Source organism: Sphingobium indicum BiD32, assembly GCF_000382885.1.
Taxonomy (GTDB): domain Bacteria; phylum Pseudomonadota; class Alphaproteobacteria; order Sphingomonadales; family Sphingomonadaceae; genus Sphingobium; species Sphingobium japonicum_C.
Genome location: NZ_CAVK010000152.1, coordinates 25,343 through 40,844, shown reverse-complemented (window position 1 = coordinate 40,844; position 15,502 = coordinate 25,343). Strand labels below are relative to the sequence as shown.

General features: G+C 64.5%; 17 protein-coding genes. 7 read left to right on the top strand and 10 right to left on the bottom strand.

Going from position 1 to position 15,502, the window contains the following annotated elements; translation table 11 throughout:
* Positions 1-36: 36 nt before the first annotated feature.
* Positions 37-1,242: a multidrug effflux MFS transporter gene (locus EBBID32_RS15610; RefSeq protein WP_006960193.1), complete on the bottom strand. Its 1,206-nt coding sequence runs from the start codon at positions 1,240-1,242 to the stop codon at positions 37-39.
* A 140-nt stretch (positions 1,243-1,382) separates the two neighbouring features.
* On the opposite strand from EBBID32_RS15610, the gene EBBID32_RS15605 reads away from it, so the two are divergent.
* Positions 1,383-2,702: an MFS transporter gene (locus EBBID32_RS15605; RefSeq protein WP_006960191.1), complete on the top strand. Its 1,320-nt coding sequence runs from the start codon at positions 1,383-1,385 to the stop codon at positions 2,700-2,702.
* A 54-nt stretch (positions 2,703-2,756) separates the two neighbouring features.
* On the opposite strand, the gene EBBID32_RS15600 is transcribed toward EBBID32_RS15605, so the two are convergent.
* From EBBID32_RS15600 to EBBID32_RS15585, 4 genes are read right to left on the bottom strand one after another with little or no spacing between them, the layout of a single operon-like run.
* A complete protein-coding gene (locus EBBID32_RS15600; RefSeq protein WP_006960188.1) occupies positions 2,757-3,113 on the bottom strand; it encodes a dihydroneopterin aldolase in 357 nt (118 codons plus the stop codon).
* Entirely contained in the window at positions 3,106-3,969 is an 864-nt protein-coding gene (locus EBBID32_RS15595) for a bifunctional methylenetetrahydrofolate dehydrogenase/methenyltetrahydrofolate cyclohydrolase (protein ID WP_006960187.1), read from the bottom strand. Before EBBID32_RS15595 ends, EBBID32_RS15600 begins: the two co-directional genes overlap by 8 nt.
* 2 nt (positions 3,970-3,971) lie before the next feature.
* Positions 3,972-4,826 carry a formyltetrahydrofolate deformylase gene (purU, locus tag EBBID32_RS15590; RefSeq protein ID WP_006960185.1) on the bottom strand — a complete coding sequence of 285 codons (855 nt, stop codon included), beginning with the start codon at positions 4,824-4,826 and terminating at the stop codon, positions 3,972-3,974.
* Between the two features lie 29 nt (positions 4,827-4,855).
* Complete coding sequence (locus EBBID32_RS15585) at positions 4,856-5,725, bottom strand: methylenetetrahydrofolate reductase (protein WP_006960183.1); 870 nt, start codon at positions 5,723-5,725, stop codon at positions 4,856-4,858.
* Positions 5,726-5,841: 116 nt separating this feature from the next.
* Here EBBID32_RS15585 and EBBID32_RS15580 point away from each other — a divergent pair, with 116 nt between their 5' ends.
* Together EBBID32_RS15580 and desA are read left to right on the top strand one after the other, a co-directional pair.
* Positions 5,842-6,615: an alpha/beta fold hydrolase gene (locus EBBID32_RS15580; RefSeq protein ID WP_006960181.1), complete on the top strand. Its 774-nt coding sequence runs from the start codon at positions 5,842-5,844 to the stop codon at positions 6,613-6,615.
* Positions 6,616-8,016 (top strand): syringate O-demethylase, encoded by a 1,401-nt coding sequence (desA, locus tag EBBID32_RS15575; protein ID WP_006960180.1) that lies wholly within the window; start codon positions 6,616-6,618, stop codon positions 8,014-8,016. It begins immediately after the preceding gene.
* Positions 8,017-8,173: 157 nt separating this feature from the next.
* Here the strand turns inward: desA and EBBID32_RS15570 are convergent, their stop codons facing one another.
* From EBBID32_RS15570 to EBBID32_RS15555, 4 genes are all read right to left on the bottom strand, one after another.
* Entirely contained in the window at positions 8,174-8,935 is a 762-nt protein-coding gene (locus EBBID32_RS15570) for an IclR family transcriptional regulator (RefSeq protein WP_006960177.1), read from the bottom strand.
* A gap of 6 nt (positions 8,936-8,941) precedes the next feature.
* Positions 8,942-9,340, bottom strand: coding sequence for a nuclear transport factor 2 family protein (locus tag EBBID32_RS15565; protein WP_006960175.1), 399 nt, complete (start codon positions 9,338-9,340; stop codon positions 8,942-8,944).
* Positions 9,337-10,464 carry an epoxyalkane--coenzyme M transferase gene (locus tag EBBID32_RS15560; RefSeq protein ID WP_006960173.1) on the bottom strand — a complete coding sequence of 376 codons (1,128 nt, stop codon included), beginning with the start codon at positions 10,462-10,464 and terminating at the stop codon, positions 9,337-9,339. Before EBBID32_RS15560 ends, EBBID32_RS15565 begins: the two co-directional genes overlap by 4 nt.
* A 115-nt stretch (positions 10,465-10,579) precedes the next feature.
* On the bottom strand, positions 10,580-11,428 hold the full coding sequence (locus tag EBBID32_RS15555; RefSeq protein WP_006960171.1) for a p-hydroxycinnamoyl CoA hydratase/lyase: 849 nt from the start codon (positions 11,426-11,428) through the stop codon (positions 10,580-10,582).
* Between the two features lie 211 nt (positions 11,429-11,639).
* On the opposite strand from EBBID32_RS15555, the gene EBBID32_RS15550 reads away from it, so the two are divergent.
* From EBBID32_RS15550 to EBBID32_RS15535, 4 genes are read left to right on the top strand one after another with little or no spacing between them, the layout of a single operon-like run.
* On the top strand, positions 11,640-12,407 hold the full coding sequence (locus EBBID32_RS15550; protein ID WP_006960169.1) for an SDR family NAD(P)-dependent oxidoreductase: 768 nt from the start codon (positions 11,640-11,642) through the stop codon (positions 12,405-12,407).
* Positions 12,408-12,439: 32 nt separating this feature from the next.
* The gene (locus EBBID32_RS15545) at positions 12,440-13,972 is read left to right on the top strand and encodes an FAD-binding oxidoreductase (protein WP_006960167.1); all 1,533 of its coding nucleotides are present in this window, start codon (positions 12,440-12,442) and stop codon (positions 13,970-13,972) included.
* The gene (locus tag EBBID32_RS15540; protein WP_006960165.1) at positions 13,969-14,382 is read left to right on the top strand and encodes a c-type cytochrome; all 414 of its coding nucleotides are present in this window, start codon (positions 13,969-13,971) and stop codon (positions 14,380-14,382) included. Before EBBID32_RS15545 ends, EBBID32_RS15540 begins: the two co-directional genes overlap by 4 nt.
* Entirely contained in the window at positions 14,379-14,897 is a 519-nt protein-coding gene (locus EBBID32_RS15535; protein ID WP_006960163.1) for a hypothetical protein, read from the top strand. The genes EBBID32_RS15540 and EBBID32_RS15535 overlap by 4 nt, the downstream gene beginning before the upstream one ends.
* A 91-nt stretch (positions 14,898-14,988) precedes the next feature.
* Here EBBID32_RS15535 and EBBID32_RS15530 read toward each other — a convergent pair whose 3' ends face one another.
* On the bottom strand, positions 14,989-15,486 hold the full coding sequence (locus EBBID32_RS15530) for a nuclear transport factor 2 family protein (protein WP_006960161.1): 498 nt from the start codon (positions 15,484-15,486) through the stop codon (positions 14,989-14,991).
* Between the last annotated feature and the right edge of the window lie 16 nt (positions 15,487-15,502).

The window sequence follows — 15,502 nt, the reverse complement described above, 5'->3', positions numbered from 1 at the left end:
ACTTCGATCGAAACGAACGGCGAACGGGTTTGTCAATTAGCGTCGTTGCCCCAGCACCATCAGTGCAGCAAAGATGATAACAAACGCCCCCCCCAGCACGCTCACCAGCGGCAGCACCGTAAAGGATGGCAACAGCGACACGACGCCGCTTGCCAGCGCGGTAATCGCCAGTTGCAGCGTGCCCAGCAACCCCGCCGCCGCACCCGCACCGCCCGCCGCCGCATCCAGCGCTGAAATCGCCGCAGGGGTCAGGATCAGGCCCGCAATCGCGAACAAGAGCATGGAATAGATCTGGAACAGCGGCAACGGCATATTCTGTCGCGTCGCCACCAGTGCTATCATGGCCGTCGCAGCAATTGCGACGCTCGCGACGCTCAGCACCAGCCGCCGCGCCCCCAACCGCTGCATCAGTCCCGGCGCAAACTGGGTCGCGACCATCGACGTCACGGCATTGAGCGCCAGCAATAGGCTATATTCGTGCGCGCTCAGGGCAAAGCCGATGCTGAACACAAAGGGCGCTGCGGTCACGAAGGCGAAGGGAATGGTCGTTGCCAGCCCCGCCACCAGCGTCCAGCCGACAAAGGCCGGGGTTGCGAGCAACTGCCCATAGGATTGCAGCATCGACTGGCGCACCACCCGCCGCTCCGGCGGCAGCGTTTCGGGCAGGAACAGCAGCACCGCCGCTATCGCCACCAGGCCGCCGCCCGCCAACAACCCGAACAGCCCGCGCCATGACGTGAGCTGCAACAAATAGCTCCCCGCCAGCGGCGCCAACACCGGCGAAATGCCGATCACCAGAAAAGTGAAGGCCATCAGTTGCGCCGCGCGATGGCCGCTATGCCGGTCGCGGATCATCGCCCGCACGCTCGACGTTCCCGCACAAGCACCCATCCCCTGCAAAAACCGAAAGGCGACCAGCTGCTCCAGACTTGTCGCCAGTGCGCACGCCGTTGACGCGGCGATAAACAGCGCCAGCCCACCGATCAGTGGCCACCGCCGCCCGAACCGGTCACCCAGCGTGCCCAGCGGGATCTGCGCCAGCGCCAGTCCCAGGAAAAAGGCGGACAGGGTGCGCTGCACCGCGCCGCTGTCCGCCGCCATCGCCTGCGCCATACCGGGCATGGCGGGCAGATAGAGGTCGATCGCAAATGGACCAAGCGACGACAGAAAGCCAAAGCCGATCCCCAGCAACAGGCTTGGCTGCGTGGCGTCCCGGCCCGGCACCCGGCTCGCATCGGTCATAAATTATGGCACCCTCTTCCCAATTGATAACGATCGTTACATTTATCATGGGACTGGCGCAAGCAGGGAGGATCGCCTAATTGTGTCATCAGCATACAATAACGCAATTGCGCCGACCCGACGCACAGAAGAGGACATATATGGCCATCGCTACCCTGCCAGCGGATGACCCGCGCAGCATCATGGCCGACAGTCCGATGCGCCTGCCACAGATTGTCGCGGTCGCTGTCTGCTTTCTCCTGAACGCGCTTGATGGCTTTGACGTGCTGGCCGTCACCTTCGCAGCGCCGGGCATTGCGAAGGAATGGGCGATCGGGCCGGGCGCGATCGGTATCATCGTGTCGACGGGCCTGGTCGGCATGGTCATCGGATCGCTGACACTTGGCCAACTGGCCGACCGGATCGGCCGCCGCCGCCAGATATTATTCTGCCTTGGCATCATGACGGTCGGCATGTTCGCCTCCGCCTTTGCCACCGGCTTGGTGTCGCTCGGCCTGCTGCGCGCGCTCACCGGGCTGGGGCTGGGGGCGATGCTGGCGGCGATCAATGCCATGTCGGCGGAGTTTGCCAACCGCCGCCGCCGCGATCTGGCGGTCAGCATCATGGCGGCTGGCTATCCGGTCGGCGGCATCATCGGCGGCTGGGGCGCGGCGCAACTGCTGCGGACACAGGGGTGGGAAGCAATCTTCCTGTTCGGCGGCGTGGCTACGCTCGCCATGGTGCCGCTGGTGCTGGCCTGCCTGCCCGAATCGATCGGCTGGCTGGCGACGCGCGGCGGACCGGACGCGCTGGCGCGCATTAACGCGATATTGCGCCGCCTGGGTCAGCCTCAGGCCGCGCAACTGGTGGCGCTCAATGAACCCAAAGCCTCGATGCGCGCCCTGTTCGCCGATCGCTACCGTGTCACCACCATCGCGCTCATCATCATGTACGGCCTGCATATGATGACCTTTTACTACGCGCTCGGCTGGGCGCCCTCGCTGGTCGTGGCGCTGGGTTTCGATCCGTCGCAGGCGACGATCGTATCGGTGTTCATGAATTCAGGCGGCGCGATCGGCGGCCTGACCCTTGGCCTGCTCTCGCCGCGCCTTGGCCTGCGTCCGCTCGTCATCTTCAGTCTGGCCGGTGCCGCGGCGGCAGTCGCGGTTTTTGGCGCAGTGCCGCCCCAACTGGTCGTGCTTCAGCTTGCCGCCTTCATCCTGGGCTTCCTGTCCAACGGTTCGGTGGTCGGCCTTTATGCGCTCATCGCCAATGTCTATCCCACCACCCTGCGCGCGACCGGCACCGGCGCGGTCATCGGCTTCGGCCGTTTCGGCGCGGCTTTTGGCCCGTTCGCGGCGGGTCAACTGCTCGCGGCAGGGGCAGGGCGGGGCACGACCTCGCTGCTGCTGGCGCTGGGATCAGGCATTGCCGCGCTGGTTCTGCTAGCCTCACGCATCCGGCCTTCGGACGAAAATTGACGTCAAAACACGCAGCCAGGTCATCCTCCCCACAGGGGGGATTGCAAGGTGACGTTACCCCCGCCGCACCGTCACCTCGACCCCCGCCAGCCCCCGCGTCAGCGCGAACGGCTTGTCCACGCAGATCCGTGCCTCGACCACGCAGGCAAATTCCAGGCAGCGCTCGCCCAACTTCTGCGCGAATGTCTCGATCAGCGGGATATGGACCAATGCCAGATCCTCGGCTGCCTGTGCGACCTTGCGATAATCGACCGTGTCGCCAATCCCGTCCACCCGGTCGGCGGACAGCGCCAGATCAACCGAGATGACCAGCGGCTGGCGACGGCCGATCTCGTCGGGGTTGATGCCGATGTCGGCCAGCAAGGGCAGGTCGCGCACCTTCACGCGGGTGGTGCAGATCGTCTCAGGCATCTTGGTTCCTTTCGGCCGCCAGCACGGTGTTGCTCAGCAGGCAGGCGATGGTCATCGGGCCAACCCCGCCCGGCACCGGCGTCACCGCCTTGGCATGGTCCAGTTCATGGGTAGCGCAATCGCCGATAATATGCGTGCTATTGTCGGCCTGGGTAACGCGATTGATACCGACGTCGATCACAATCGCGCCGGGCCGGACCCAATAGCCGCGCACCAGATGCGGCGCGCCTGCGGCGGCAACGATGATGTCGGCCTTGCGCGCAATGTCGGGCAGGTGCAGCGTTTCGATATGGGTGACCGTCACCGTCGCCTCCCGCTCCAGCAACAGCATGGCCACCGGCTTGCCCACAATATTGGACTTGCCGATGACGACCGCGTTCAACCCGCGATAATCGTCGATCACGCTGTCGAGCAGCTTCATGATCCCCAGGGGTGTGCAGGGCACCAGCCCGCCGGTCCCGGTGGATAATCGCCCGACATTGACCGGGTGAAATCCATCCACATCCTTGGCCGGGTCGATCCGGTCCAGCACCAGCGCCGCGTCGATCCCGGCAGGCAGGGGCAGCTGGATCAAGATGCCATGCACCGCCGCGTCCGCGTTCAGCGCGTCGATCAGCGCCAGCAACTCTGCCTGCGGGCAATGGGCGGGCAGCCGATGTTCGATCGATGTGATACCCACGCGCCGACATTCGCTGATCTTGCGCCGCACATAGACATGGCTTGCCGGATCGTCGCCGACCAGCACCACCGCCAGCGCGGGTGGCTGGCCGGTCCGTTCGACCAGCGCCGCCACCCGCGCGGCGGTTTCGTCCGACAGGGCGCGCGCCATCGCGCGCCCGTCAATGATCTGCGCCATGGTCAGGCCTTGAAAACGACGGTACGCGCGCCGTTCAGGAACACCCGACCCTGCAAATGATGCTGCACCGCTGTCGCCAGCACCCGCCGTTCGATATCGCGGCCCTTGCGCACCAGGTCATCGGGCGTATCGGCATGGCCGATGGCCTCGACATCCTGATGGATAATCGGGCCTTCATCCAGGTCCGCGGTCACATAATGCGCCGTCGCGCCGATCATCTTGACCCCGCGTTCATGCGCCTGATGATAGGGCTTGGCTCCCTTGAAGCCGGGCAGGAAACTATGGTGGATATTGATGCACCGGCCGGACACGAACCCGGCCAGATCGTCGCTCAAAATCTGCATGTATCGCGCCAGCACGATCAGGTCCGCACCGGTTTCGTCAACGATCGCCTTGATCTGTGCTTCCTGCTCGGCCTTCGTGTCCTTGGTCACGGGCAGATGGTGGAACGGCACGTCGCCGATCAGCGATATGGTCAGCGCCTCGCGCGGATGGTTGCAGATGATGCCCACCACATCCATGTCCAGTTCGCCGATGCGCCAGCGATACAGCAGGTCGCCCAGACAATGGTCGAACTTGCTGACCAGCAGCAGCACTTTCTGCCGCTCGCTGCGGCGACGCAGGCTCCATTCCATGCCGCGCTTCTGCGCCACATTGGTGAAGGCCGCGCGCAGCCCGTCGACGCTGTCGTCCGCCGCCTCAAATTCCACCCGCATGAAGAAACGGTCGGTCAGCTTGTCGTTAAACTGCTGGGCATCGGTAATATTGCCGCCCTGCTGCGCCAAAAAGCCGGCGACATCGGCCACCAGGCCGGGCCGGTCGTCGCATTGCAGGGTCAGGGTGCAAATCTCGGTCACATCGCTTCTCCGCTCAAGTCGCGCCGCCTTTAGCGGCTTTTCGTATAATCGTTGATCCATTCGACGGTCCGCGCGAGGCCGCCAAATGGATAGAAATGCAATCGCACCTTGCCATGCTGGCTTCCCAGCCCTTTGCCAAGGGCATCGACCAGCTTGTCGGGACCAGCGGTGCCGATCAGCTTGGTGATCGAAATGCCATATTTGGTCAGCACCGACGCCGACGCCCCCACGCCGCAGCGCGCGGCAAAGCGCATCAGCGTCTTGATCCCCGCTGGTCCGGGAATGCCGATCCGCACCGGCGCAACAATGCCGCGCGCGCGTAATTCTGCCAGCCAGGCCAGCACTGGCGCTGCGTCGAAACTGAACTGGGTGACGATCAGCGGGGCCATGCCGCGCGCTTCGATTTCCGCACATTTGGCGATCAATATGTCGAAACACTGGTCGGGCGTCATATTGGGATGGCCTTCGGGATGGCCGCCAATGCCGATCGCCCTGATCCCCGCCCGCTCAAACGCCCCGGTACGGATCAGCGACATGCTGTCAGTATAGGGACCAGCGGCTTCGGGCGGATCGCCCGCGATGATGAAGCAGCGGGTGACACCGGCCTCGCGCACCACGGCGGCCAGATAGGCCTCGAAATCATCGCCCGACTCCAGACGGCGCGCGGAAAAATGCGGCATCGGTTCAAAACCCAGCGCCCGGACCGTGCGCGCCGCCTCGATTCGCGCCTCCAGCGATTCGCCGGGCAGGAAGGTGACGGCGACCGGGGTTTCAGGCGCCATGGCGGGCGCGGCCTCGCGCAGCGCGTCAATGTCTTTCGCCGTGATTTCCAGCGAATAGCCATCGGTCATGCCCTTTGGCGGCAAATCCCAGTTCGGATGGATCGACGGCAAGCTCATGACTCTCTCCCGGTAGCGTTCGATCAGGGGTGGCCCAGGTGAAGAAAGCGGCGTGCCTCTCCCCGGCGCATTTTTCCCCTAGCCTATCCGTAAACATTCGTATAGATGAAAACTTCATGGATACGAAAACATCCGATCAGGGCAGCAAAGCCGCGCCGCTCATCATCCTTCCGGGGTTGATGTGCGATTCGCGCATGTTTGCCGATCTGGTCGATGCTTTCCCCGCCGCCCAGGTGATCGACGGCTTTTACGCCGGGTGCGACCGGATAGAGGCGATGGCCGACTATGCGCTGGCCCGGATGCCCGCGCGGATATCGCTGCTCGGTCATTCCATGGGCGCGCGCGTCGCGCTGGAGCTATTGCGCAAGGCGCCCGACCGGGTTGAGCGACTCGCGCTGGTCGATACCGGCGTTCACAGCCCCAGGCCCGGCGAACGCGAAGCGCGCTACGCGCTGCGCGATATTGGCCGCGATCAGGGCATGGCCGCGCTGGTCGCCGACTGGCTGCCGCCGATGGTCGGCTTTGCGGGTCTGCGCAATGAAGCGCTGATGGACAGCCTCTATACCATGGCCGTCTCGGCGGGACTTTCGACGTTCGAGGCGCAGATTGAAGCGCTGCTCAACCGCCCGTCGGTCGATGCACTGCTGCCAACCATCGCTTGTCCCACGCTCGCCATGGTCGGTCGGCAGGACCAATGGTCCCCGGTTGCCCAGCATGAAGCGATCGTCGCAGCGATTCCCGGCGCGCAGCTGCGCGTCGTCGAAGGCGCGGGCCATATGATGCCCGCCGAAGCGCCACAGGCGTTCAACACGCTGGTGGGGGAATGGCTCGCCATGCCCGCCACACCCGATTTCCGTAACATTTCTTATCATGCCAAAGGAGAGGTTTGAATGACTGACAAGTCCCTGCAACAACTGCTCGTTGAAAAGGGCGACATCGTCGAATTCCTGCGCAACCAGCAGGTCGGCCCCAATGCCTATCCGGGCGTGCCGGGCGAATATAGCAACTGGCGCGACGAACAGCGCAGCTGGGCGGAAAGCTCGGTCCTGTTCAACCAGAGCTTCCACATGGTCGATCTGCTCGTCACCGGTCCCGGCGCATTCGACATGCTGTCCTATCTCGCCCCCAACAGCTTCAAGGGCTTCGTGCCCAACCGCGCCAAGCAGTTCGCGCCCGTCACCCCCGAAGGCTTCGTCATCGGCGACGTCATCCTCTTCTATCTCGAAGAAGAAAAGTTCGAGCTGGTCGGCCGCGCGCCTTCCATCGAATGGGTCGAATATTGGGCCTCGACCGGCAAGTGGGACGTGAAGGTCGAACGCGACGAACGCACCGCCGCCCGCCCGCTCGACCAGCAGGGCTATCGCCGCAACTATCGCTTCCAGCTGCAGGGGCCAAACGCCATGCCCGTGTTGGAAAAGGCGATGGGCCAGACCCCGCCGGACCTCAAATTCTTCCACATGGCGCCGATCATGATCGCGGGCGTCGAAGTGCGCGCGCTGCGTCACGGCATGGCCGGCCAGCCCGGTTACGAGCTGTTTGGTCCCTGGAAGGATTATGACACCGTCCGCAACGCGCTGATCGAAGCGGGCAAGGATTTTGGCCTGACGCTCTGCGGCGGCCGCACCTATTCGTCGAACACGCTGGAATCCGGCTGGATCCCATCGCCGCTGCCCGCCACCTATACCGGCGAAGGCTCCAAGGCGTTCCGCGAATGGCTGCCCGCCAAATCCTATGAAGGCATGTGCTCGCTCGGCGGCAGCTTCGTCTCCGACAATATCGAGGATTATTACCTCAACCCGTGGGAGCTGGGCTATGGCATCATGGTCAAGTTCGACCATGACTTTATCGGCCGCGAAGCGCTGGAAAAGGTCAAGGACAAGCCGCACCGCCAGAAGGTGACGCTGGCCCTCGACAATGAGGATATCGTCCGCGTCATGAGCTCGATGCTCCAGACGGGTGACAAGGCCAAGTTCCTCGAATTCCCCAGCGCGGTCTATTGTATGCACCCCTATGACGCGGTGCTGAAGGACGGCAAGACCATCGGCCTGTCCACCTGGATCGGCTACACCATCAACGCCGGCCGCTTCCTGGCGCTGGCGATGGTCGATGCCGAGTTCGCCGAACCCGGCACCGAAGTGACCCTGCTGTGGGGCGAACCCAATGGCGGCACCTCCAAGCCGACCGTCGAACCCCACGTCCAGACCGAAATCAAGGCGATCGTTTCCTCGGTCCCCTATTCGGAAGCCGCCCGCGACAATTACGCCGACGGCTGGCGCACCAAGAAAGCCTGATCAGACTCTCTGAGCGGGAGGAACGGGGGACACCGAAAGGCGTCCCCCGTTTTCGTTTGGGGGGCAGGTGTGGCCGCCCATCCCGCCTGCGGGTGGGGGTTAAGAAAGCCGACTGTCCGCAATTCACTTATAGCCGCATGCCACTGCCGCCACGCCGCTACTCCGCAGGCACCTCGGCCGCCGCGAACAGTCCGACCGCCTGCTCCAGCCGCGCCACCGCGCGCGCTTCCAGTTCCGCTGTGAAGCGGGGCAGGGGAATGGCGACCGAAAAGGCACCCACTGCGACGCCATCGACCATCGCCGCTATGCCCAGGCCACAAATGCCCGGCGTGTATTCCTCCCGCGTGCGCCCCACGCCCGACGCGCGGATCGCGGCCAGTTCCGCCCGCAACGCCCCCTCGTCTGTCACGCTCTGCGGCGTGAACGGCTCCAGCGCGACCTGCGCGAAATAGGCGTCGATCTCGCTATCGGCCAGCGTCGCCAGCAACGCCTTCCCCGCCGCCAGGCTGTGCATCGGAATCCGCGTCCCCACGCTGATCGAATAGCGCAGCGACTGTTCCGCCGTTTCGGTGACGATCGCCTCCAGCTGCCACCCGTCGCGCACGAAGAAGGACGCCGTTTCATTGGTCTGGGTCCGCAGCGATTTGACCAGAGGCCGCACCTTGTCCGCCAGCGACAGCGCCATGCGCGGCGACGCCAGCCGGGCCAGCGCCGGGCCGGGCAGATAACGCCGTCCCTCCCGCGCCAGATAATGCCGCTCCACCAGCGTCGCGAGCAGATAGGACAGGCTGCTGACCGGAATGGTCAGGCCCGCCGCAATCTCCTGCGCCACCACGCCAGCGGGCCGCGCGACAACATATTCGATGATGTCGATCGTCCGCATCGCCGATTTGACGGTGGACGGCGTGGTGCCATTCATGGGCTGCTAGCTTCCCTGGAAAATCAGGCTGCCCCGCCGTTCGGCAAAGCGCCATCCCGCCGCGCTCAGGATGAAGCGGTCGTGAAACGACCCGACCTTAGGCGCGCTATCGCCCGTGAACAACAGCATCGCGCTTTCCCCCACGGCCTCGGTCGCGCTCACCACGTCGATCACGACATTGGAACAGATATGCCGCGTCACCCGCGCCGGTCGGGCAAGGAAAGCCGCCAGTATCGCCTCGCGCCCCTGCACCCAGTCATCGGGCGCGGTTGGCCGTGCCATTCGCCCGTCCGGCGCGTAGAGATCGGCCACCCCCTGCCAGTCGCCTGCGTCGTTCAAATTGGCATAGAGCGCCACCAGCCGGGCGCAATCCGCCTCGATGGCGCGCCGCTCCTGCGCCGTCACAGTCGCGCGTCCGCCAGATCAGCGCCCGCGCGCAGCGACCGGAGCTTCTTCCAAGTGACCGCCGGGTCGATCTTGCCATAGCCCGCAAAGGTGCCGAACCCGCAATCGGTGCTGCCGATCACCCGGTCCTTGCCGACGATCCGCGCAAAGCGCTCGATCCGCTGGGCGATCAGTTCAGGATGCTCGACATAGTTGGAACAGGTGTCGATCAGGCCGGGCGCCAATATCTTGTGATCGGGAATGGCCGCATCGCGCCACACCGTCCACTCATGCTCATGGCAGGGATTGGCCCCCTCGAACAGCACGGTGGCCGGCCGCGCGGGCAGGATGATGTCGATCACCTTCTCCAGCGGAATGTCATGATCGTGCGGGCCTTCATAATTGCCCCAGCAAATATGCATCCGCATCCGTTCGGGCGGAATATTGGCGGTCGCGGCATTCAATGCCTCGACATTGGCCGCCGCGATCTTCAGAAACTCCTCTTCGCTTGCATCCTGATAGCCAGTGTGCCGCGACATCGCCAAATCCGGGCAATCGAGTTGCAGGTCGAACCCCGCCGCCACGATCGTCTCATATTCCTCGCGCATCGCATCGACCAGATCGGCGAGATAGGCTTCATGGCTGGGATAATGGCGATTGACCTGGAACGCGGTGATCAGCCCCGGCGAAGCGGCATTCATGAACGCCCGCACGCCGTTCCCATGCGGTGCCAGCGCCGTCTTGAACCGGCGAATATCGTCATGCAGCGGGTCCAGCGTTACCTTCCGCACCGGGCCGATGCAGGACGCGCGGGTGAAATCCTGACTGCCCATGATCGCCGCCAGCTTTTGCCGCAGTTCCGGCAGCGGCGCCAGATCGGCGGCGGGGCGTCGGTCGGTATGCCCGCCAAACCCCGACAGCCGCTCGATCATATAGGTGGAGTAGCCGACCTTGCCCAATTCGCCATCGCTGACGATCGACACGCCCGCCTCGATCTGCGCCGTCACGGCCTCCGACACGGCCGCCTGCACCAATGTATCGAACGCCACCGCGTCATAAGGCTCGCCCTTGTCGCGGGCCAGCAGCAGCGGTGTCAGCGCGTCGCCGCGTGGCAGGCTGCCGACATGGGTGGTGGCAATGGGCATGGATATCCTCCTGTTTTGGAGCATCCTGCCACAGTTTCGCGGATATGGATATATCGCGGATATGAAAAAATAGGCGCCGGAGCGCATCCGGCACCTGTCAGGAGGGACGCGGGAATCAGGCCTCGCTGTCGGCCTTTGCCTTGGACAGGTCATAGCTGCCCAGACCCGGCTTGTAACTCTTCTCGTCGATGAACTGGCGGATGCCTTCCTTGCGACCTTCGGTCTTGTCGTGGAAATTGGCTGCTTCCTGCATCCGCACCAGATAATCCTCGGCCTCGTCATAGGTCATGGTGTTGACGCGACGGACGGCATCCTTGGCGAATTTGAGCGCGACCGGATTCTTCGCCAGCAGCTTGTCGGCCACCGCGCGGGTGCGGTCCTTCAACTGGTCGAGCGGCACGCTTTCATTGACCAGCCGCATCGCCGACGCCTGCTGGCCATCGATCAGGTCTCCGGTCAGCGTCAGCCACATCGCGTCGCGCATGGGAAGCAGGTCGACCACCACCTTGGTCACGCCGCCGCCAGGCAATATGCCCCAGTTGATTTCGGACAGCCCGAACTGCGCTTCATCGGCGCAGATGGCCAGATCACAGGCGAAAAGCGGACCAAAACCGCCGCCAAAGCACCAGCCATTGACCATGGCGATGGTCGGCTTCTGGAACCAGCGCAGGCGGCGGAACCAGCCATAGCTTTCACGCTGCGACTTGCGCACGCCGCGCAGGCCGTCAGCCTCGGTCTCGCGGAAATATTCCTTCAAATCCATGCCCGCCGACCAGGCGGTGCCTTCGCCGCTCAGCACCAGAACGCCGACATCGTCGCGAAATTCCAGCTCGTCCAGCACCTCCATCATGCGCCGGTTGAGCGTCGGGCTCATCGCGTTGCGCTTGGCGGGGCGGGCGAAATTCACCCAGGCGATCCGGTCCTCGACATGCACCGACACCACGTCTTTTTCGTTTTCCATCATCCTGCTCCCTGGCTGGTCTTGTGACAGGCGGGCCGGGGGCGGCCTCACCGAATATGTATGCTAGGGATACAATATCGGAGGCGGAATTGGCAAGTGAATTTTATGATGGCGTCAAATGCTGGACATAGCGTTGGCTTGACAACGCCATCGCCCCGTTAGATGATAACGATCGTTATTAAAAATGCCGGCACGACCGGCGGAGTGAGGCGAGATGGATGTGAAGGGCACAGTGGCGCTCGTGACCGGCGGCGCATCGGGCCTGGGCGAAGCGGTGGCGCTGGCCCTGCGCGACGCCGGAGCGCGGGTCGTGGTGCTGGACCGGCAGCTGGCCACACTGACAGACATCGAGTCGATCCCGTGCGACATCACCGATGAAGCGGCCCTTGCAGCCATTATTACCGCCATTGTAGATCGCCATGGCCCGATCGCTATCCTGGCCAATATGGCGGGCATCGGCGGCATTGGTCCCATTGCAACGCCCGCCGGTCCGGGCGACGTTGCCGCTTTTCGTCAGGTGATCGACGTCAACCTGATCGGCGCGCTCGCCGTCACTGCCCATGTCGCCCACGCCATGATCGCCAATGCGCCCGACGGCGCGGATGGCGAACGCGGCGTCATCCTCAATGCCTGCTCGATCGCCTCGTTCGAGGGGCAGGAGGGGATGGGCGCTTATGGCGCGTCGAAGGCGGCGTTGGCTGCACTGACGCTGATTTGGGCGCGCGACCTGTCGCGCCATGCGATCCGCTGCGTCGGGATAGCGCCGGGCTTTTTTGCCACGCCGATGACGGCACATATGCCAAGCGCGTTGGTTGATGAGCTGATCGACGGGATGGAATTTCCCCGCCGCGCTGGCACCGCGCAGGAATTTGCCGACGCCGCGATGTTCCTGATCCGCAGCCCGATGATCAACGCCGAAGTGCTGCGGCTCGACGGCGGCGCACGTCCCCCGGCGCGCACCCGCTGGACGGCGGCGGCCTGAACCCCTTTCCAAGCACAAGGCATATTAGCAGCATGGCCCAACCCCTCCCGCCCGCCACCATCGCCGCCTTCGCCGCGATCGTCGGCAAGGATCATGTGTTTTTCGACGAGGCGGACCAGCTTGCCTATCAGGACAAGTTTGCCATCGACGATGCGCTGCATCACCCCGCCGGTGCGGTCGCCCCCGCCACGGTGGAGCAGGTGCAGGCGATCGTCCGGGTCGCGGCGGAACGCGGCCTGTCGCTCTGGCCGATCAGCCGGGGCAAGAATCTGGGCTATGGCGGCTCCGCCCCACTGCTGGCGGGATCGGTCGTGCTAGACATGAGCCGGATGAAGAAGATCGACTATGACGAGGCGAACGGCACGGTGCTGCTGGAGCCGGGGGTCGGCTTCTACGATCTTTATGATTTCCTGAAGTCCAGGGGCATGAAGCATTGGCTGTCGGTGCCGGGCAACAGCTGGGGATCGGTCGTCGGCAATGCGCTCGACCGGGGCGTCGGCTATACCCCCTATGGCGAACATGCGGCGCGCATCTGCGGTATCGAAGCGGTAATGGCCGATGGGCTGGTCGTGCGCACCGGCATGGGCGCGCTGGACGGCGCACCGACGTGGCAGCTCTATCGCTTCGGCTTTGGTCCCAGTTGGGACCAGATGTTCGTCCAGTCCAATTTCGGCATCGTCACCAAAATGGGCCTGTGGCTGATGCCTGCGCCCGAATCGCTGATGGGCATGGATCTGGAATTTGACCGGCCGGAGGATTTGGGTCCGCTGATCGACGCCATCGCCCCGTTGCGACGGGAAGGGCTGTTGCAGCAGTCGCCCACCATCGGCAACTGGCTGCGCGCCGCCGCCGTGGTGACGACGCGCGACCAGTGGACCGACAAGCCCGGCGCGCTGGCCGATGTTGTGATCGCGGCGATCCGCAAGAAATTCAATGTCGGCTGGTGGGGCGTCAGCCTGCGCCTCTATGGTCGCGAGTCGGTGAACAAGGCGGCCTATGCGGTGCTGGAACAGGCGATGGGCGCATTGAAACCCATGGCGATGCGCCCGACGACATGGAAGGCGGGCGAACCGATGGAGGCGAGCGGCTGGACCGGCACGCCGCTGACCATGCCGATGCAGAACGCCAACTGGCACGGCGGACGCGGCGGCCATGTCGGCTTCTCGCCCATATTGCCGCAATCGGGCGCGGCGGCGATGGCGCAGTTCCAGCGCACCTATGCCCGCTACAAGGAATTTGGCATGGACTATCAGGCCAGCTTTGCGTTCGGCGAACGCCATCTCATCAACGTCAACGCCGTGCTGATCAACAAGGATGATCCCGCGCTGATGGGCCGGGTCGATCCCTTCCTCAAGCAATTGATCACCGATGCCAAGGCCCAGGGCTATGGCGAATATCGCACCCATCTCGACTATATGGATGCGGTCGCCGGCACCTATGATTTCAACAAGGGGGCGCTCTGGCAGATCAACCGCAAGGTCAAGGACGCGCTCGATCCCAACGGTGTGATCGCGCCGGGCAAGAGCGGCATCTGGCCCACCCGCAAAGCAGGAGGCCGGGCATGAGGCGGCGGGGATGGATCGCGCTGGCAGCGTCCGCTTTGGTGCTGGCCGGGGCAGCGTGCGGCCGGGCGAGTGAAAACGCTCCGGCTCCGGCGCAGGCTGCCAAGGGACCGCCTCCCTTGCCAGCGCCTGAAACCCTCTCGTCTCGGCCCCAGGCGGGACCGGGCGAACGGCTTTATCTGGAAAAATGCGCCATGTGCCACGGGCCGGGCGGGATGGGGACCGGACTGCTGGCGCGCCGGACGGAGCAACCGCTGCTCGAAAAGCGCACCGACCTGACGGTCGATTATGTCGTGCAGGCCGCGCGTATGGGTATCGGCAACATGCCTGCCATCCCACGCGGCGAACTGAGCGATGCGGACATGGACCTGATCGCCCGGCATCTGGCGCGGGCCGGGGAGGCGGGGCAATGACCATCGTGACACGGCGCGGCTTTCTGGCGAGCGCTGCGGTGGCGTCCGCTCTGGCAGGATCGGGCGGCGCGATGGCTGCGCGGACCGGCGGGGCGTTACTGCTGCATGATCCCGGCCTTGGCGCAGGACAGCGCTTTGCCGCGCGGGCGGGTGCGCTGGGGGCTGCGTCGCTGGCGCTGGAGGGTGACCGGGTGCGGCAGGTGCGCGGTCTGCTGACCGACGAACCCAGCGCGCTGTTCGGCATCACCCGGCGCAGCGATGAACTGCTGATCGGCGAGATTGCGGCAGAAGCAGGCTATCGCCGCGTCGCGCTGGTCCTGCATCGCGCCGTCGGCGTCATGGTGCCGATCTGCGCGCCCGATGGCGCAACCATTGCCACGCTGGCGCGCCTTGCAGGCGCACGCTGGCCTGAAGCCTTCGCCGAACTGGCGCTGGGCGGGGTGGACCGGTGCGAAATTGCCCCGGTCACGGGAGCAGCGGAACCAGCGCTCAGCTGGGTGCTGGTCCGCCCTTGAAACTCCCCTCCCCTTCAGGGGAGGGGCTGGGGGTGGGGGCTGTCGTCCGATCGACGGGTTGGCCTGATGCTCACCCCAGCTAATCAGCCTGCTACCGCCTGATGATCAGCGACTCCGGCCGCTTGCGCGGCACCCATTCGCCCCGACCGGGGAATTTGCTCAGCACTTGCCCGTCCCACAGCCGCACGGTGCGGCGGCGGAAACGCCACTGGCCGTCCTCGCCCTTGACCGCATGATCGTCATACCAGCCTGTAAAGCGTAGCAGATAGGGCGGCTCGCCCTCACATTCCGTGACGAAGGCGAAGGACCGCATGGTGCAGCTGCCATCCTCCTGCGGCATATATTGAACCTGGGTCACATGATGCTGGCGACCCGGAAAGCCCGGCGCGTTGCGATAATGTTCGGCAATCCCGCGAATCCCCTCATGCCCTTCCCAGATGTCGGGTTCGTCGAACACCTCCTCCACCATGCGCGCATCGGGCGTGAAGCAGGCGACCAGCGCATCGACATCGCCGGTATCCAGCGCCCAGCTATATGCGGCGATCAGATCCTGTAGCGCGATCCGGTCCTCGATGGGCAGGCTTGGCATGATGGTCACTCTCCTG